Source organism: Escherichia sp. E2586 (genome assembly GCF_005781105.1).
Taxonomy (GTDB): Bacteria; Pseudomonadota; Gammaproteobacteria; order Enterobacterales; family Enterobacteriaceae; genus Escherichia.
On record NZ_VATN01000009.1, the window covers coordinates 379,316 to 395,848 of the forward strand.

The window sequence follows — 16,533 nt, forward strand, 5'->3', positions numbered from 1 at the left end:
GTAATATTAACAACTGGAACTCAGTATAGGCTGCTAATCTCAATCATACAACAAAATTTTGTTAGCAGCCTAAGTATAACGATATCGCTATAGATCAATGTGATTCACTATGTGCGACTTCCGTCTCGCCATGATTCTGGCAGTGAGATTCAGGTTGATGTTGCATCTTATAGCCGATAGCAACCAGCACCACGGTCGATAACATCACGCTGGTGGTGGTGAACAGCGGCGTGCTGACGCTGATGAGCCAGGAAACCCCCAGGCTTGCGAGGAAGCACAGACCCAATTGCAGGGTATTCTGCAATGCAGCAGCGCGGCCAGTCGCATGCGGGAAGGGGCGTAGCGCCTGGGCGACCACAATCGGGTAGATTGCTCCGTTGGCAATGGCCATCACACAGAATGGGATCAGAATTTCGGCCAGCGACACATGGCTAATGAAGCCCGCAGCCCAGGTTGCTACCACGCTGACGGCAAACAGCGCCAGTAGCCACGGTAACAACTGCTTACCCTGCCATTTCTGCAATGCGGCGCGACAGCCGTAGCCACCAATAAGAAACGCGATGGTTTGCGGAACATAACTTAATCCGATTACTGCCGGACTGTAGCCCATTTCGCTGAGGATAAACGGTGAACCGGTTAGCCAGGCAAAGAAACTGGCTGAACAGGCCGCATAAATCAGCACATTCCCGCGATAGGTTTTTGAACGCAGCAGATCGGTAAAGGTCAGTCCATCCTGACTATTATTGCGTGCTTTCGTGGTGGGTTTAAGCCAGAAAATGGGCAGAATCAGCACTACGGCAATGGCAAACAGAGTGGCGAAAATCGCCTGCCAGGAAAAATGGACCAGCAGCCAGCTACCTAACAGCGGAGCAAGCGCCGGAGAAAGCCCCACTAAAGGCATAATGGTCGCAAAAATACGGTTAACTTTTTGTGAAGGATAGTAATCCGTCACCAATGCCTGCCAGATAACGGCCGCGGCACAGACACCAACAGCTTGCACAAAACGCAATACCAGCAGCGTGGCAGCGTTTTCCACCCATAACATTCCCAGACTACCCAGCGCAAAAATTGTCAGGCCGATCAATAACACAGGTTTACGACCATAACGATCGGAGAGCGGCCCCCACAGGAGCTGGGCAGCGGCAAAACCGGCAAGGAACAGACTAAGGCTGGCACTGACAGCAGACGCAGGCGTTTGCAGGTCGGCCTGAATGGCGGCGAAAGCGGGCAGATACATATCGGTTGCCAGAAAACCGAGTACGCTCAAACCCGCCAGCCAGACTAAAAATCTTTTCCCAGGTTGCATGTATATTCTCTAAATTCCTCAATTAAACACCGTCGCAAAGTGTAGGGAGTGAAATTCCTGTTGTGAAACGGTAATATTTGATGACTGGTTTCAAAAATTTTGCAGGCAAACTATGTGGTCTGAGTATTCTCTCGAAGTGGTTGATGCAGTGGCGCGAAATGGCAGCTTCAGCGCTGCAGCCCAGGAGTTGCATCGCGTTCCTTCTGCGGTCAGCTATACCGTGCGTCAGCTGGAAGAGTGGCTGGCGGTGCCGCTTTTTGAACGGCGTCATCGTGACGTGGAACTGACCGCTGCCGGGGCGTGGTTTCTCAAAGAAGGGCGCTCTGTTGTCAAAAAAATGCAGATCACTCGCCAACAATGTCAGCAGATAGCGAACGGCTGGCGCGGTCAATTAGCTATCGCGGTAGATAATATTGTCAGGCCAGAACGCACGCGGCAGATGATTGTTGATTTCTATCGCCATTTTGATGACGTCGAACTTCTGGTTTTTCAGGAAGTGTTCAACGGCGTCTGGGATGCGCTTTCCGATGGGCGCGTGGAACTGGCGATTGGCGCGACACGAGCGATTCCGGTTGGGGGCCGTTACGCCTTCCGTGATATGGGGATGTTGAGCTGGAGTTGTGTTGTTGCCCGCCACCATCCGCTTGCGTCGATGAATGGGCCGCTCAGCGATGACACGTTGCGCAACTGGCCGTCGCTGGTGCGCGAAGACACGTCGCGGACGTTACCCAAACGAATTACCTGGCTGCTGGATAACCAAAAAAGGCTTGTCGTACCTGACTGGGAATCATCGGCAACCTGTATCTCGGCCGGTTTATGCATTGGCATGGTGCCTACGCATTTCGCCAAACCGTGGCTTAATGAGGGAAAATGGGTGGCGTTAGAACTGGAAAATCCATTCCCTGATTCGGCATGTTGCCTGACCTGGCAGCAGAATGATATGTCGCCAGCGTTAACCTGGTTGCTGGAGTATCTCGGCGATAGTGAGACGCTGAATAAGGAGTGGCTGCGGGAGCCGGAAGAGACTCCCGCAACGGATGATTAACGACGATAGTCGCGGAACGGACCGTCAGCCACGGAGCGGCGTTCAATAAGCCGCGGATGAACTTCGATAGACTGCGGTTCTTCGCGTTTGTTGACGATACGGTCCAACAGCATGTTGAACGCCGTTTCGCCCAGCGAATCTTTTGGCTGATGGATAGTGGTCAGCGCCGGGGTAAAGTAGCGGGCGTTGCGCACATTATCATAACCGATCAGCGAAATATCCTGCGGTACGCGCAGACCCATTTCATCAGCAGCGCAAAGTGCACCCATTGCCATGATATCGCCGCCACAGAAGACCGCAGTAGGGCGGTGTGGCTGCGACAGGATTTGTTGCATGGCGCGATAACCCGATTCAGGTTCAAAGTCACCCTGCACAATCCAGTTTTCCGGCACCTTGATCATCGCTTCTTCCATCGCCTTCATAAACCCTGCCAGACGACCCGCGCCGGTATTACGTTCCAGAGGACCAGGGATAACGCCGATTTCGCGGTGACCGCGTTCAATCAGATAGCGTCCGGCCATGTAGCCGCCTTCAAACGCGTTATCGATGACTGCATCGGTAAAGTCGGCTTTTGCTTCGCCCCAGTCCATTACCACCATCGGGATATGGCGATACTCTTCCAGCATCGCCAGCAACGGTTCCGGATACTCAGAACACATGACCAGCAGGCCATCGACGCGTTTTTGCGCCATCATCGACAGATAGGCTCTCTGTTTCTCCAGATTGTTCCACGCGTTGCCGAGGATCAGCGTGTAACCTTTCTGGAAGCAATTTTTTTCAACCGCTTCGATGATCTCCGCGAAATAGGCTGCTTCGCTGCTGGTCGCCAGCAAGCCGATAGACTTGGTATGGTTAACCTTCAGGCTACGCGCTACCGCGCTAGGGGAGTAGTGTAATTCTTTAATCGCTGCCCACACGGCGTTGCGCGTTTCTTCAGCGACGAAACGAGTTTTGTTTATAACGTGTGACACAGTTGTAGTGGAAACGTTTGCTCGCTTCGCTACATCTTTTATTGTTGCCATTCCATTTCACTCCAGACCCTAACTTCAGCTCCTGCAAAATCGCAAGGTAAACGTTTGCCTTTACACACCTTACGCGCAACAAAAGTGTTGCGGTACGCCGGAAAAACGACACAGAGCGTCAGGAAGGGGTCAATGGCCAGTACGCAAATAGTGTAAGCGTGGAATTTTGGCCGATCTTGATGAAAAGGGGAAGTGGTAAAAACACTTATCATTATAAATGGCGGGAGATTTTTTCTTCACAGTGTGTAAAAATGCGTAATATCACTTTTTGTAGGGTAATAAAAAAGGAGAAAACTTGATGAGTACCGACCTTAAATTTTCACTGGTAACAACCATTATTGTCCTCGGTTTGATCGTGGCCGTAGGTTTGACTGCCGCGCTGCACTGATTTCCCTTCGAGGGAGCGCATCCTCCCTCGCACTCTCTTCCCTTTTGTTAGCAAAATGGCAAAAGTGTTTTCTCTTTTTGTTATTTTCAATTTTTTGTGATTGCTGTCATGCTTTCGCCACTTTGATGAATATCGTGTAATGACGCGAAGAGGTGGAGATTAGGCATGAAAATTAACTATCCGTTGTTGGCGCTGGCAGTTGGCGCGTTTGGTATCGGGACAACGGAGTTCTCGCCAATGGGCCTGTTACCCGTCATTGCGCGCGGTGTGGATGTCTCGATTCCTGCTGCGGGCATGTTAATCAGCGCCTATGCGGTTGGCGTGATGGTTGGCGCGCCGCTGATGACATTACTGCTGTCTCATCGCGCCAGGCGCAGTGCGCTTATTTTCCTGATGGCCATTTTCACTCTTGGCAACGTGCTTTCCGCCATCGCGCCGGATTATATGACGCTGATGCTTTCACGCATTTTGACCAGTCTGAATCACGGGGCATTCTTTGGTTTGGGTTCAGTCGTGGCCGCAAGCGTTGTGCCTAAACACAAACAGGCCAGCGCCGTCGCCACTATGTTTATGGGCTTAACTCTGGCAAATATTGGCGGTGTTCCTGCGGCGACCTGGCTTGGCGAAACTATTGGCTGGCGGATGTCGTTTCTGGCAACGGCGGGGCTGGGCGTGATTTCAATGGTTAGCCTGTTCTTCTCGTTACCGAAAGGCGGCGCAGGTGCGCGTCCGGAAGTGAAAAAAGAGCTGGCGGTATTGATGCGTCCGCAGGTGTTATCAGCCTTGCTGACGACGGTACTGGGGGCAGGGGCAATGTTTACCCTCTACACCTATATTTCACCAGTACTGCAAAGTATCACCCACGCAACGCCGGTGTTCGTAACAGCCATGCTGGTGCTGATTGGCGTTGGGTTTTCTATCGGTAACTATTTAGGCGGTAAACTAGCAGATCGTTCGGTCAACGGCACGCTGAAAGGCTTTTTGTTGCTGCTGATGGTGATTATGCTGGCGATCCCGTTCCTGGCGCGTAATGAGTTTGGTGCGGCTATCAGCATGGTGGTGTGGGGCGCAGCAACCTTTGCGGTGGTACCGCCGTTACAGATGCGTGTGATGCGAGTTGCCAGCGAAGCGCCAGGGCTGTCTTCCTCAGTGAATATCGGTGCCTTTAACCTGGGCAATGCTCTGGGTGCCGCGGCAGGTGGCGCAGTGATTTCGGGTGGTCTGGGGTACAGTTTTGTGCCGGTGATGGGGGCAATTGTCGCAGGACTGGCATTGTTGCTGGTGTTTATGTCAGCCAGAAAACAACCTGAAGCAGTTTGCGTTGCCAACAGTTAATAAACGAAACGCAGAAGGGGATACCTTCTGCGTTACAGTTTGCAGGCAAAGTGCGATTTATCTTGCCGGATGCGGTGTTAACGCCTCATCCGGATAGACCCGATAAGCGTAGCGCATCAGGCAATGTTGCATTTGCCATCAGTTATTATGCAGCGAGATTTTTCGCTACGAATTCCCAGTTCACCAGCGCCCAGAAGTGCTCCAGATAGCCAGGACGCGCATTGCGATAGTCGATGTAATAAGCGTGTTCCCAGACATCAACGGTCAGCAGCGGGGTCGCATCGGTGGTCAGCGGAGTACCAGCATTAGAGGTAGAAACGATAGCCAGTTTGCCATCGCTGTTTTTCACCAGCCAGGTCCAGCCAGAACCAAAGTTTTTGATCGCAGCGTCAGTAAACTGTGCTTTGAAATCGGCAAAGCTACCGAAAGATGCGGCGATAGCTTCAGCGACTTTGCCAGTCGGTTCGCCACCGGCGTTCGGTGCCAGGCAGTTCCAGTAGAAAGTGTGGTTCCAGACCTGAGCTGCGTTGTTGAATACGCCACCTTCAGAGCTGCGAATAATCTCTTCCAGTGATTTACCTTCAAACTCGGTGCCTTTAATCAGGTTGTTCAGGTTAGTGACATAAGTCTGATGATGTTTGCCGTAGTGATACTCAATGGTTTCCGCAGAAATGTGCGGAACCAGAGCGTCTTTAGCATATGGTAGTGCAGGTAATTCGAATGACATTGCTACTCTCCTTTATTATTCATTGGTATACGCACAATAGCCTTATTGTGAGTACGGATAGGGTAGCAAATTAAAAGGTGATACAAAAGATGAACTTACCCTGTTGTCGTAACAACAGGGTAAAGTTTTAGCGAAGTGTTTTTGGGGTCATTACCCGACGAGCGCCAACATAGTGACGTTGCCAGTAATCTTCACTTAACGACGTGATTTGAATTTCCTGACCACTGCGTGGTGACTGAATAAATTTACCATTGCCAACGTACACGCCTACGTGATCGGCAGTCCCACGCCCTTGCGTGCGGAAGAAGACCAGGTCGCCGTTTTTCAGTTCACTGCGATCGATAGGTGCCGCATCGCGCAGGTGATACATTTCGTTGGCCGTGCGCGGAATACGGATCTTAACCAGGTCTTTATAAGCGTAATAAACCAGTCCACTGCAATCAAAACCGGTACGCGGTGAACTCCCGCCCCAACGATATGGCTTGCCAATTTGCTGCATCAGTTTATTCATCGCCACTTTAGTGGCTTTCTGAACTTTGGCTTTGTGCGCATCGGCAATAGTGCCAGGGGCGGCATTTTTGACTTTCACGCAATGTGACTTATTGCCCTTACGTTTGGTGCACTTTTCCGTAAAGCTGGCAGACGCCGTTTTAGTGACAACATTTTTGCTTCGAGTTTTAGCGCTTTTAGAAGCGGTAATGGAGGATTTTTTAACGGAAGAAGCGGTTTTGCTTTTGGTCGTACTTTTACTGGCGACTTTTTTGGCGGTTTTCTGACTGGCTTTATTATTGGTCTTTTTGGTGGTTGCCGTGCTTTTCTTTTTATCTGCTTTTTTGGTGATATGAGTGGTAGCAGAACTCTCCCTGGCTTGCTTGGAAGCATAGGCCATAGGCATTAAAGGCAGGGTGGTAAAAAGTAAAGCACAGAGCGTGATCGAAATACGGTTTATCCGCGCCACTGAGCGTCCCTCTGTTAAGGCAGGTCTATCATGCCTGCGTCTGATTTACAAAACTTGATGATTCTAATGCATAGAAGAAGGGAAAGTTAATAGCTTTTATTGTTAAAAAATACGTTTCGTCGGCGAGCGCAAAAAAAAGCAGCAGTGAAAGCTAAAAATGGTCACAAATACGCCAGCTTGCAGCGTGGCAGAGTAGAAACGAATATTTGAAATGCAACAAATAGAGCAAAGGGGTAAAATAGCAAAAGCATGATGAAAATGTTATTTTCCGATGCCGCACTGACCCGCTACAATGTCAGATTACTGCCGTAAAGAAGTTTGAGGAAGCAAGACAATGAGCACCACTATCGAAAAAATCCAACGCCAGATTGCTGAAAACCCGATCCTGCTGTACATGAAAGGTTCACCGAAACTGCCGAGCTGCGGTTTTTCTGCTCAGGCAGTCCAGGCGCTTGCCGCTTGTGGCGAACGTTTTGCCTACGTTGATATCCTGCAAAATCCGGACATTCGTGCGGAACTGCCGAAATATGCTAACTGGCCGACTTTCCCGCAACTGTGGGTTGACGGCGAGCTGGTAGGCGGTTGTGATATCGTGATTGAAATGTATCAGCGTGGCGAACTGCAGCAGCTGATCAAAGAAACTGCTGCTAAATTCAAGTCTGAAGAGCCGGATGCTGAATAATCCGTTTCGCAATACTGACGGATGCTAACCGGCATCCGTCAGTGCTTTTTATCCCCAATCCAGCCCTTGTGGCGAACTTGAAAATCCCGCTTCACGCAGTAGCGTAAACATCGGCGTTTGCCGTACCGGTTGGTCATTAACTTCTGTCAACGTAAACCGTAGCCGTGGTTCTCGCCGCAACGCGGTGGTTAGCGCCAGGAAAACCTCCGGTGGTAATAATTCATCTTTTTCCTGCCAGACCAGCATTTTTTTGCCACCTTGCGCCAGATAAATCAATAATTTGCCGCCAGAAATGACCACCAGCGCGCCTGCCCGACGAGTCGGAACCAGCGTCGCCGGATGTGCAGGCCAGGGTAGTAGATTCCCCCACAAATTGGCCGGATCGTTGGCACTAAGGGCCACGGGCATATATTGTCGCGTCTGCGTGGCATGGGGCGCCAGGTCGCGCAGACGGTCAATGGTCTGGCGATCAGCAAATTGTGCACCACCCAAACCTTCAACAAATCGACCCCGCATAATTCGCCCGGAATCTTCCATACTGCGGCAAAGCGTTTGCATCGACGGAAATCCGCCAGGAATATTTTCAGCAATCACCGCCTGACGGCTGATGATTCCGTAGCGGTCGAGCATATTTTCCGCCAGCGCCAGCATCCTTTCGGTATCGTTTAGTGGCTCCACCTGCAATAACGACCAGCGTCCAGCCAGCTTTGGTGTGTTGTAAGATACCGACGGCATAGCTGACGGTGCATAAACCGGACGTCCACGACGATCCCGGCTACTGCGGCGAGTGACTGGACTGCTTCGGGTGAGGGCGCGCAACGGTGCCCAAATATCACAGGTGATGACGCCTTGCCAGGCCAGTTCCCAAAGCGCCTCTTGCAGGGCTGAAGGCTCTACGGGCTCGCCGATTATCTCGCCTGTTCGTTGGCTGATTTGTTGCGCAAACCATGCGCCCCCGTCAGTCAGAACCGCGATAATTGCCAGCTGAAGCGCTGAACGTTTCGCCTGATCCTGTTCTGCGGGAATGAACGATTCGGCGGCAAATTCCCGTAAATGCAGTGCCACCAGACCGTCATCCTCACCGAGCTTTTTTTGCCCCGACCAGATAACCGTACCGGTTGCCAGCAGTTCATCGAGCATTTCTGGCGAGTAATCGCGTACGCGGGCGGGCAGGATCTGGCTTTCCCACAGTGAGGCGGGTAAACCGACACCAGCAAGCTGTTCGATAACTCGCATGACGCCATCCACGCCTTCATAAACGCCTGGCGATGTTGAGGCAAAGAGCGCCGGGCTACCATCGGTGGCTGGGAGCACGCCCTGATGTTCCAGCAGCAATCGTGCATAGGCAATGGCGGGTACCGGACGCGTAGCTTCTCTGGCAGCCTGCAGGGAACGTAAACGCAAACGACGAAAAACTTCATCGCTCACCCAGATGTCTTGTTGCAAATTCATCACCAGCCCCTGTTCGCGCAATTGATGAAGTTGCTCTTCGACAATGGCAATACCGAGGCTAAACTCATGAGCCAGTTGTTCAGCCGTGACCAGAGCATGAGCCCGGAGATAGCGCAGAAAGAGATCGCGAAGCGGGTAATTGACACGGTGCAAGTAAATATCAGGCAGCGAGTCCGGCAGTTGCACTCCGAGAGCATCGCGTAATTTGGCCGCATCGTCCATACAGGCCAGATGCTCCTGAGCTGCCATGATCACCGGGAAGATTCTTTTTTCCGCCAGAAGATTTTCTACATATGTCTCAATCTCTTCTCGACGGCCTGTATGCCGTTGCGCCAGATCCTCAACGGTCATTGGCCCCAGTTCGCGCAACAGGTCGAAAAGACCTTCTTCACCTTTCGCTTTTCTGCCAGGGGCCAGTCGCTGTAACTCTTCTTCCACCTGACGAATGACCTGCGGGTTGAGTAACTCACCAGGATCAACCTGACCGAGTAGATTGCGCAACAATTCGCTGTCCAGAGACAGCACTGAAGCTCGCCGTTCTGCCAGCGGGGCGTCGCTCTGATACATAAATTCCGCCACATAACCGAACAATAAACTGGCGGCGAAAGGCGAGGGCGTAGCGGTCGTTACATCGGATATTTGAATTTCGCCACCGTTCAGGCGACGCATCAAACGTTCCAGCGCGGGAAGGTCATACACATCCTGCAGGCATTCACGCAGAGTTTCGAGAATGACAGGAAAATCCGGATATCCCTGGGCGATTTCCAGTAACTGGCTGGCACGCAGCCGTTGTTGCCAGAGCGGGGTGCGATGGCCCGGTGTTCGGCCAGGCATTAATAATGCCCGCGCGGCGCATTCGCGAAAACGGGCTGCGAAAAGCGCTGAGCTGCCCACCGCCTCGCGGACAATTTGCAGCAACTTTTCCGGTTCAAACAAAAATATCGCGGCGTCAGGCAATTTGCCGTCGGTATCTGGAATGCGGGCGACAATACCGTCATCGCTGGCGACTACCGAGGCATCAGCGCCCCATAGCGCATGCAGTCGTCCGGCAATCGCCAGCGCCCACGGTTCATGCACTCGTCTTCCATAGGGAGAGTGTAAAATAATGCGCCAGTCGCCAATTTCATCACGGCAGCGTTCGAGAACCAGGTGGCGGCTTCCAGGGACAACGCCCGTAGCGTTACGCTGTTCGTCAATCAGCCCCTGAATATTGGCGAGTGTATTTTTTTCTGCCAGCCACGGCGGGATATTTCCGGAAAAGAACGCGCCATCCGCCAGCAAATGGAGAAAATCGCCGATCATTTCCCCCAATTCAGCGGGGCGTCCATTACCTTCACCACGCCAGAAGGGAAGTCGGGCAGAGCGACCTGGTGCAGGTGTCACAATGACCTGATCGCGGGTGATTTGTTGGATCCGCCATGAGGTAGCGCCGAGAGTGATGATGTCATTCACTCGCGATTCATACACCATCTCTTCATCCAGTTCGCCCACCCGCCGCGAACCGGACTGTTCTTCACCTTCGGGTAATAACACACTGTACATGCCACGATCCGGAATGGTGCCGCCGCTGGTGACCGCTAACAGTTGTGCACCTGGGCGCGCAGTTAATATTCCGCTTTCCCGATTCCAGACCAGCTTTGGGCGGAAAGCGGAAAAATCACCAGAAGGATAGCGCCCTGAAAGCATATCCAGCGTGGCGTCAAAAACTCGTCTTGGCAGATCTTTCCACGGTGCAGCACGGCGTACGCGGGAGTACCATTCGTCGACCTGTAATGCATCCATCGCCGCGGCGGCAACGGTTTGCTGCGCAAGGACGTCGAGTGGATTATGCGGTGGCGTCAGGTTTTCCAGCCTGCCTGCAAACATACACTCGACAATGACGGCGGAATCGACTAAATCACGCCGGGTACGGGGGAAAAACAGCCCTTTAGATACACCGCCAACCTGATGTCCGGCGCGACCAATGCGCTGTAGTCCGCTGGCGACAGAAAGCGGCGTCGCCACCTGAATCACCAGATCCACCGCGCCCATATCAATCCCCAGTTCGAGACTGGAAGTCGCGACCACACAGCGCAATTCGCCTGATTTCAGTGCTTGTTCGGTTATCGCCCGTTGTTCTTTAGAGACGGAACCGTGGTGCGAGCGGGCAATGAAAACGTCGCTACTTTGTACGCGGTTAGAGGTTGCGCCGGAGGTAGACTCGAAATGAGCGGCGTCTATGGCGATGGCCGGGGAGCGCTGTAATCGTGCGGCGTAAAGCTCATTCAGCCGTGCCGTCAGTTTTTCCGCCAGGCCGCGAGAATTGGTGAAGACGATGGTTGAGCGATGGCGCAACACTTCATCAAGAATGCCGCTTTCAATATACGGCCAGATTGAGCCTTCTCTGCCCGCATGGCTGTCTTCCCCGGTGCTGCTGGCGACCGACGAGATATCATCCATATTGGCGACCGGTACGACAATCCGTATCTGCGGATGGCGCATTGCGGGCGGGTTGACTACAGTAACCGGACGATCGCCACCAAGAAATGCGGCCACATCGCTGGCTGAGCGTACAGTCGCGGAAAGTCCAATTCTCTGTGCTGAGGTGTGTAGCAGCGCATCGAGCCGTTCCAGGCTTAACGCCAGATGCGCACCGCGTTTGCTGCCCGCTACCGCGTGGACTTCATCAATAATTACCGTCTCGACGCCGCGTAGCGTTTCGCGCGCGCGGGAGGTCAGCATCAGATAGAGTGATTCGGGCGTGGTTATCAGAATATCCGGCGGATTGCGGGTCAGTTTGCTGCGTTCCTGCGCGGGCGTATCGCCAGTCCGGATCCCCACGCGAAGATTGACTTCCGTTTCGCCGCGCCGCCGCCGTTCCTCTGCAATGCCTTGTAACGGGATCTGCAAATTGCGCTGAACGTCGGTGCCTAAGGCTTTAATTGGTGAAATGTAGAGGATGCGTGAGGTTTTGCGTTTATGCGCCTCGCTGGCATGCTCGCCACCTTCGCGGATGAGCTGATCCAGTGCGTAGAGAAATGCTGCCAGCGTTTTCCCTGAGCCAGTCGGTGCAATCACCAGCGCATGTTCACCTCGTGCCGCCACATGCCAGGTTTGCGACTGGACAGCGGTCGGCTGTTTAAAGGCGCGAAGAAACCAGTCGCGGGTCGCCGGTGAAAACACGTCCGGCAGGGGCGATGAAGAGTTTGGATTATCTGCCATTAACGCTATTCCCCGTGAATATCATGCATGATGCGTGGAATAGCCTCACTATAGATGCCTGAATCATTGCATGTCATCAGGCATCGACTCGATTACACCTCTTCGGCGGCAGGCAGCGGCCAGCCTCCCAGACGTTTCCAGCGATTGACGATTTCACAAAACAGCACAGCAGTGCGTTCGGTGTCGTACAGCGCGGAGTGCGCCTGGGTGCTGTCGAAGTCCATACCCGCGGTCTGGCAGGCTTTTGATAATACGGTTTGTCCGAGTGCCAGCCCGGCCAGTGCCGCGGTGTCAAAAGTGGCGAAAGGGTGGAATGGGTTACGTTTCAGTGAGGCGCGTTCTGCGGCGGCCATCATAAAGCTGTGATCAAAATTGGCGTTGTGCGCCACCATAATGGCCCGGTTACAGCCGCTCGCTTTAATGCCTTTACGTACAACTTTAAAAATTTCGTGCAGCGCCTCGTATTCGCTGACCGCGCCGCGATCGGGATCGTTCGGGTCAATGCCGTTGAAGGCGAGGGCCTCTGGCTGCAAATTTGCGCCGACAAATGGTTCGACGTGGAAATGTAATGTGGTGTCCGGCATCAGCCAGCCTTGTTCATCCATTTTCAGGGTGATGGCGGCAATCTCAAGCAGCGCATCGGTTTTGGCGTTAAATCCGGCTGTTTCAACATCGATCACAACAGGATAAAAACCACGAAAACGGTCGCACAGACCGGTAAGTTGAGCGTTATCGGACATCTGATTCTCTTAATACGGATAAATTGCAGCGCGCATTATGACAAATATTACTTGTCGATGCAGTAAAGATGCGGACGCGATGAGTTCGCGCCCGGCAGGAGATTAGTTGCCCAGACCGCGACCGGCGTCTTTCTCTTCGATTAATTCAATTTTGTAACCGTCCGGATCTTCCACAAACGCGATAACCGTAGTACCGCCTTTTACCGGACCCGCTTCACGGGTCACGTTACCCCCGTTTTGACGGATTTTTTCGCACGCTTCAGCGGCGTTATCAACGCTAAGCGCGATATGACCATAAGCAGTGCCGAGTTCGTATTTATCCACGCCCCAGTTGTAGGTCAGTTCAATTACCGCTTCTTCGGTTTCCGGGCCGTAGCCAACAAACGCCAGTGAGTATTTGTATTCCGGGTTTTCGCTGGTGCGCAGCAGTTTCATGCCCAGCACTTTGGTATAAAAATCGATGGAGCGTTGCAGATCGCCAACGCGCAGCATGGTATGAAGAAGACGCATCTTTATATCCTCAAAATGGCTAACAGATTCAAAATGTTGTTTTAGTATAGCGGCGGCTTTACGCCGCTCGCAATGTTGGATTATAGCGTAGGGTAATCGGTATAGCCTTCCGCGCCGCCACCGTAGAAACTTTCAGGACGTGGTGGATTAAGTTCGGCTTTACGTTGCAAGCGAGTGACCAGGTCTGGATTCGCAATCCAGTTACGACCAAATGCCACAGCGTCAATTAACCCTTTTTCGATGAGCATCTCTGCTTTTTCTGCTGAATAAGCCCCGGCACCGACAATCGGACCGTGGAAACGGGAACGCACTTTTTCGCGGAAGGCATCGGTATACGGTTCACCGCCAGCCCAGTCCGGTTCGGACAAATGCAGATAAGCAATACCACGTTTACCCAGTTGTTCAATCAGATACAGCGCATCGGCTTCTTCATCTGGACCATTGTCGAGATTGGCAAAAGTACCGATCGGTGAGAGACGGATACCAATGCGATCGGCTCCCCATTCTTTGATCCCGGCATCGACCACTTCCAGCACCAATCGCGCGCGATTTTCCACGCTGCCGCCATACTGATCGGTACGATGGTTAGAGGAGGGGGAGAGGAACTGATGTAGCAGATAACCATGTGCGCCATGCAGTTCGACCAGATCAAAACCTGCTTCGCGGGCATTGGCGATGGCCTGACGAAAATCGTTAACGATGCCAGGGATTTCTTCCAGTGTCAGCGCACGAGGCATGGAGGTTTCGACACGAATCGCTCGACCATTTTCATCACGCAGTGATGTCCGGGTCCCTGCACTAATGGCTGATGGAGCTACCGGAGCCTGACCACCAGGCTGCAAACTGCTGTGTGATACACGCCCGGTATGCCAGAATTGCACGGCCATATGACCGCCTTGTGCATGAACACCCGAGGTGATTTTTTGCCATGCGGCAATTTGTTCGGCACTGTAGAGCCCCGGCGCACCCGCATAGCCTTTTGCCTGGGCGGAAATTTGCGTTGCTTCACTGATGATCAAACCCGCACTGGCGCGCTGGCGATAGTATTCCGCCATCAACGGAGTAGGGATGTCACCCGGTTCTATATTGCGCAAACGCGTCAGTGGGGCCATAAAGATACGGTTTGCTACCGTGATTGCGCCCACTTTAAGCGGGGTATACAGCTTGTCATACGACATGGTGACTCCTGAGTAGACCGGTCGTCTAGCATTTGAGTAAAAAATAACGCCCTATTGTCCGGGCGTTGTGATCATAATTTTTGCGTGAGCCATCGCGCTTTCCAGCGGTGATGAACTTCGGGAAATCTTGGCCTGGAGCCTTGCACCCAACCAAAGAGAATGCAAAACTTCCGCCAGTGTTTGTGCGTCACCTTCAAACGACATACAGCCCTGACGGCGACCGCTCTCCAGTGTGTCCGCCAGCAGTGTGACAACCTGGCGTGTGCCTTTGTCCATTGCGATACGCATATCTTCCGATAAATCACACACTTCAGCCGATAACTTTACAGTCAAACAATCACTGATTTTACCCTGCAAAGAAAACTGGTTAATAGTTTGCTGGTAATAAGCCAGTAAATGGTCGCGGCAACTGCCCTCAGCAGCACTAAAATGTTGTTCCAGACGCTGAAGATGATTCGCAAAATAGCGTTCAAGCATCGCAACGCCAAAGGCTTCTTTGGACCGAAAATAGTGGTAGAAGGAACCTTTCGGAACTTCCGCCGTTTTTAACAGTTCGCTAAGTCCCATCCCAACAAAACCGCGCTGTAAGCAGAGTGCCTCACCGGTTGCCAGAATATGTTCGCGGGTATTGTGTTCAGTATGTTTGCTCATGGCGAGTTAATCTAATAGACCAGTCGGTCTAATGCAATCGCTTTTTATCTGAGATCCGTTTCGGGACAAAGGTTGCGATGTGAATCATTAACGTCTTCAATGAACAGAAGTGAAATGACAGGAGACTAGCGTGGCGGAGCAATTAGAGTTCTTTCCCGTCCAGAGCCCGTGCCGGGGAATTTGCCAGTCTGACGAACGCGGATTTTGTCGCGGCTGTTTTCGAAGCCGGGATGAACGTTTTAACTGGAATAATATGAGCGATGGCGAAAAACAAGAGGTGCTGCGCCTTTGTCGGCAGCGGCTGATGCGCAAATTACGCGCGAATAAACCAACGTCATCAGATGAACCGGAGCAACCATCACTCTTTTGAGCATAATCTTGCGTATACTCCTCTCATATCTGATAAGAGGAAGCGATTATGGTTCAGCGTATTACTATTGCGCCGCAAGGCCCGGAGTTTTCCCGTTTTGTGATGGGCTACTGGCGACTAATGGACTGGAATATGTCTGCCCGTCAGTTGGTTAGCTTTATTGAGGAGCATCTGGATCTCGGCATTACCACCGTGGACCATGCTGATATATATGGCGGCTATCAGTGCGAAGCGGCGTTTGGCGAGGCGCTGAAGCTGGCGCCGCATCTGCGTGAACGGATGGAAATCGTCAGTAAATGTGGCATCGCGACGACTGCTCGTGAAGAAAATGTCATTGGTCATTACATCACTGACCGCGACCATATTATTAAAAGCGCCGAACAGTCGCTGATTAATCTCGCGACCGATCATCTGGATTTGCTGTTAATCCACCGTCCCGACCCGTTGATGGATGCCGATGAAGTGGCGGATGCGTTTAAACATCTGCATCAGAGCGGCAAAGTGCGCCATTTTGGCGTATCCAACTTCACGCCTGCGCAATTTGCCCTGTTGCAATCACGCCTGCCGTTTACTCTTGCGACCAATCAGGTGGAAATATCCCCGGTGCATCAGCCGTTGCTGCTGGATGGTACGCTCGATCAGCTACAACAACTGCGTATTCGTCCAATGGCGTGGTCGTGCCTTGGTGGTGGACGTCTGTTCAATGATGATTATTTCCAGCCGCTGCGGGATGAACTTGCTGTGATAGCCCAGGAATTAAACGCCGCCACGATTGAGCAGGTTGTTTATGCCTGGATATTACGTCTGCCGTCGCAACCGTTGCCGATCATTGGCTCTGGTAAAATTGAGCGCGTACGGGCTGCTGTAGAGGCAGAAGCCCTGAAAATGACGCGTCAGCAGTGGTTTCGTATCCGTAAAGCTGCATTAGGTTACGACGTACCGTAAGCACTTTTAGGATTAGCCGCCGT

The 16,533-nt window shown here is 52.4% G+C and carries 15 protein-coding genes; 6 read left to right on the top strand and 9 right to left on the bottom strand.

The genetic code is table 11. The annotated features are described in order from the left end of the window. Positions 1–94 precede the first annotated feature (94 nt). A complete protein-coding gene (gene punC, locus FEK50_RS11765) occupies positions 95–1,306 on the bottom strand; it encodes a purine nucleoside transporter PunC (RefSeq protein ID WP_130224719.1) in 1,212 nt (403 codons plus the stop codon). A 112-nt stretch (positions 1,307–1,418) separates the two neighbouring features. Between punC and punR the strand changes: the two genes are divergently transcribed. Beyond that, entirely contained in the window at positions 1,419–2,351 is a 933-nt protein-coding gene (punR, locus tag FEK50_RS11770) for a DNA-binding transcriptional activator PunR (protein ID WP_130218967.1), read from the top strand. Here the strand turns inward: punR and purR are convergent. Then, positions 2,348–3,373 (bottom strand): HTH-type transcriptional repressor PurR, encoded by a 1,026-nt coding sequence (purR, locus tag FEK50_RS11775; protein ID WP_000190977.1) that lies wholly within the window; start codon positions 3,371–3,373, stop codon positions 2,348–2,350. The two genes, punR and purR, sit on opposite strands and share 4 nt — an antisense overlap. Before the next feature lie 298 nt (positions 3,374–3,671). Between purR and cydH the strand changes: the two genes are divergently transcribed. Beyond that, positions 3,672–3,761: a cytochrome bd-I accessory subunit CydH gene (gene cydH, locus FEK50_RS11780; protein WP_000102278.1), complete on the top strand. Its 90-nt coding sequence runs from the start codon at positions 3,672–3,674 to the stop codon at positions 3,759–3,761. A 165-nt stretch (positions 3,762–3,926) separates the two neighbouring features. Beyond that, a complete protein-coding gene (locus tag FEK50_RS11785; RefSeq protein WP_130208198.1) occupies positions 3,927–5,096 on the top strand; it encodes an MFS transporter in 1,170 nt (389 codons plus the stop codon). Between the two features lie 145 nt (positions 5,097–5,241). Here the strand turns inward: FEK50_RS11785 and sodB are convergent, their stop codons facing one another. Together sodB and FEK50_RS11795 are read right to left on the bottom strand one after the other, a co-directional pair. Beyond that, the gene (gene sodB / locus FEK50_RS11790) at positions 5,242–5,823 is read right to left on the bottom strand and encodes a superoxide dismutase [Fe] (protein WP_130208196.1); all 582 of its coding nucleotides are present in this window, start codon (positions 5,821–5,823) and stop codon (positions 5,242–5,244) included. A 127-nt stretch (positions 5,824–5,950) separates the two neighbouring features. Beyond that, entirely contained in the window at positions 5,951–6,781 is an 831-nt protein-coding gene (locus FEK50_RS11795) for a C40 family peptidase (RefSeq protein ID WP_131161198.1), read from the bottom strand. Between the two features lie 334 nt (positions 6,782–7,115). Between FEK50_RS11795 and grxD the strand changes: the two genes are divergently transcribed. Further along, positions 7,116–7,463: a monothiol glutaredoxin 4 gene (gene grxD / locus FEK50_RS11800; RefSeq protein WP_044806795.1), complete on the top strand. Its 348-nt coding sequence runs from the start codon at positions 7,116–7,118 to the stop codon at positions 7,461–7,463. A gap of 48 nt (positions 7,464–7,511) precedes the next feature. On the opposite strand, the gene FEK50_RS11805 is transcribed toward grxD, so the two are convergent. From FEK50_RS11805 to FEK50_RS11825, 5 genes are all read right to left on the bottom strand, one after another. Next, entirely contained in the window at positions 7,512–12,116 is a 4,605-nt protein-coding gene (locus FEK50_RS11805) for an ATP-dependent helicase (protein WP_131161199.1), read from the bottom strand. A 92-nt stretch (positions 12,117–12,208) separates the two neighbouring features. Further along, positions 12,209–12,856, bottom strand: a complete 648-nt coding sequence (gene rnt, locus FEK50_RS11810) for a ribonuclease T (protein ID WP_001282281.1) — start codon at positions 12,854–12,856, stop codon at positions 12,209–12,211. Between the two features lie 102 nt (positions 12,857–12,958). Next, a complete protein-coding gene (gene gloA / locus FEK50_RS11815; RefSeq protein WP_001237796.1) occupies positions 12,959–13,366 on the bottom strand; it encodes a lactoylglutathione lyase in 408 nt (135 codons plus the stop codon). A gap of 80 nt (positions 13,367–13,446) precedes the next feature. Next, positions 13,447–14,544, bottom strand: coding sequence for an alkene reductase (locus FEK50_RS11820; RefSeq protein ID WP_131161200.1), 1,098 nt, complete (start codon positions 14,542–14,544; stop codon positions 13,447–13,449). A gap of 51 nt (positions 14,545–14,595) precedes the next feature. After that, complete coding sequence (locus FEK50_RS11825) at positions 14,596–15,195, bottom strand: TetR/AcrR family transcriptional regulator (protein WP_130208188.1); 600 nt, start codon at positions 15,193–15,195, stop codon at positions 14,596–14,598. A gap of 130 nt (positions 15,196–15,325) precedes the next feature. On the opposite strand from FEK50_RS11825, the gene FEK50_RS11830 reads away from it, so the two are divergent. Both FEK50_RS11830 and FEK50_RS11835 read left to right on the top strand, forming a co-directional pair. Then, complete coding sequence (locus FEK50_RS11830) at positions 15,326–15,565, top strand: DUF1289 domain-containing protein (RefSeq protein WP_024258169.1); 240 nt, start codon at positions 15,326–15,328, stop codon at positions 15,563–15,565. Positions 15,566–15,613: 48 nt separating this feature from the next. Continuing rightward, positions 15,614–16,510, top strand: a complete 897-nt coding sequence (locus FEK50_RS11835) for an aldo/keto reductase family oxidoreductase (protein ID WP_130208186.1) — start codon at positions 15,614–15,616, stop codon at positions 16,508–16,510. The last annotated feature ends 23 nt before the right edge of the window (positions 16,511–16,533 follow it).

Coding starts and splice junctions, on each gene's coding strand:
- punC (WP_130224719.1), bottom strand. CDS start 1,306: ATGCAACCTGGGAAAAGATTTTTAGTCTGGCTGGCGGGTTTGAGCGTA.
- punR (WP_130218967.1), top strand. CDS start 1,419: ATGTGGTCTGAGTATTCTCTCGAAGTGGTTGATGCAGTGGCGCGAAAT.
- purR (WP_000190977.1), bottom strand. CDS start 3,373: ATGGCAACAATAAAAGATGTAGCGAAGCGAGCAAACGTTTCCACTACA.
- cydH (WP_000102278.1), top strand. CDS start 3,672: ATGAGTACCGACCTTAAATTTTCACTGGTAACAACCATTATTGTCCTC.
- FEK50_RS11785 (WP_130208198.1), top strand. CDS start 3,927: ATGAAAATTAACTATCCGTTGTTGGCGCTGGCAGTTGGCGCGTTTGGT.
- sodB (WP_130208196.1), bottom strand. CDS start 5,823: ATGTCATTCGAATTACCTGCACTACCATATGCTAAAGACGCTCTGGTT.
- grxD (WP_044806795.1), top strand. CDS start 7,116: ATGAGCACCACTATCGAAAAAATCCAACGCCAGATTGCTGAAAACCCG.
- FEK50_RS11805 (WP_131161199.1), bottom strand. CDS start 12,116: ATGGCAGATAATCCAAACTCTTCATCGCCCCTGCCGGACGTGTTTTCA.
- rnt (WP_001282281.1), bottom strand. CDS start 12,856: ATGTCCGATAACGCTCAACTTACCGGTCTGTGCGACCGTTTTCGTGGT.
- gloA (WP_001237796.1), bottom strand. CDS start 13,366: ATGCGTCTTCTTCATACCATGCTGCGCGTTGGCGATCTGCAACGCTCC.
- FEK50_RS11820 (WP_131161200.1), bottom strand. CDS start 14,544: ATGTCGTATGACAAGCTGTATACCCCGCTTAAAGTGGGCGCAATCACG.
- FEK50_RS11825 (WP_130208188.1), bottom strand. CDS start 15,195: ATGAGCAAACATACTGAACACAATACCCGCGAACATATTCTGGCAACC.
- FEK50_RS11835 (WP_130208186.1), top strand. CDS start 15,614: ATGGTTCAGCGTATTACTATTGCGCCGCAAGGCCCGGAGTTTTCCCGT.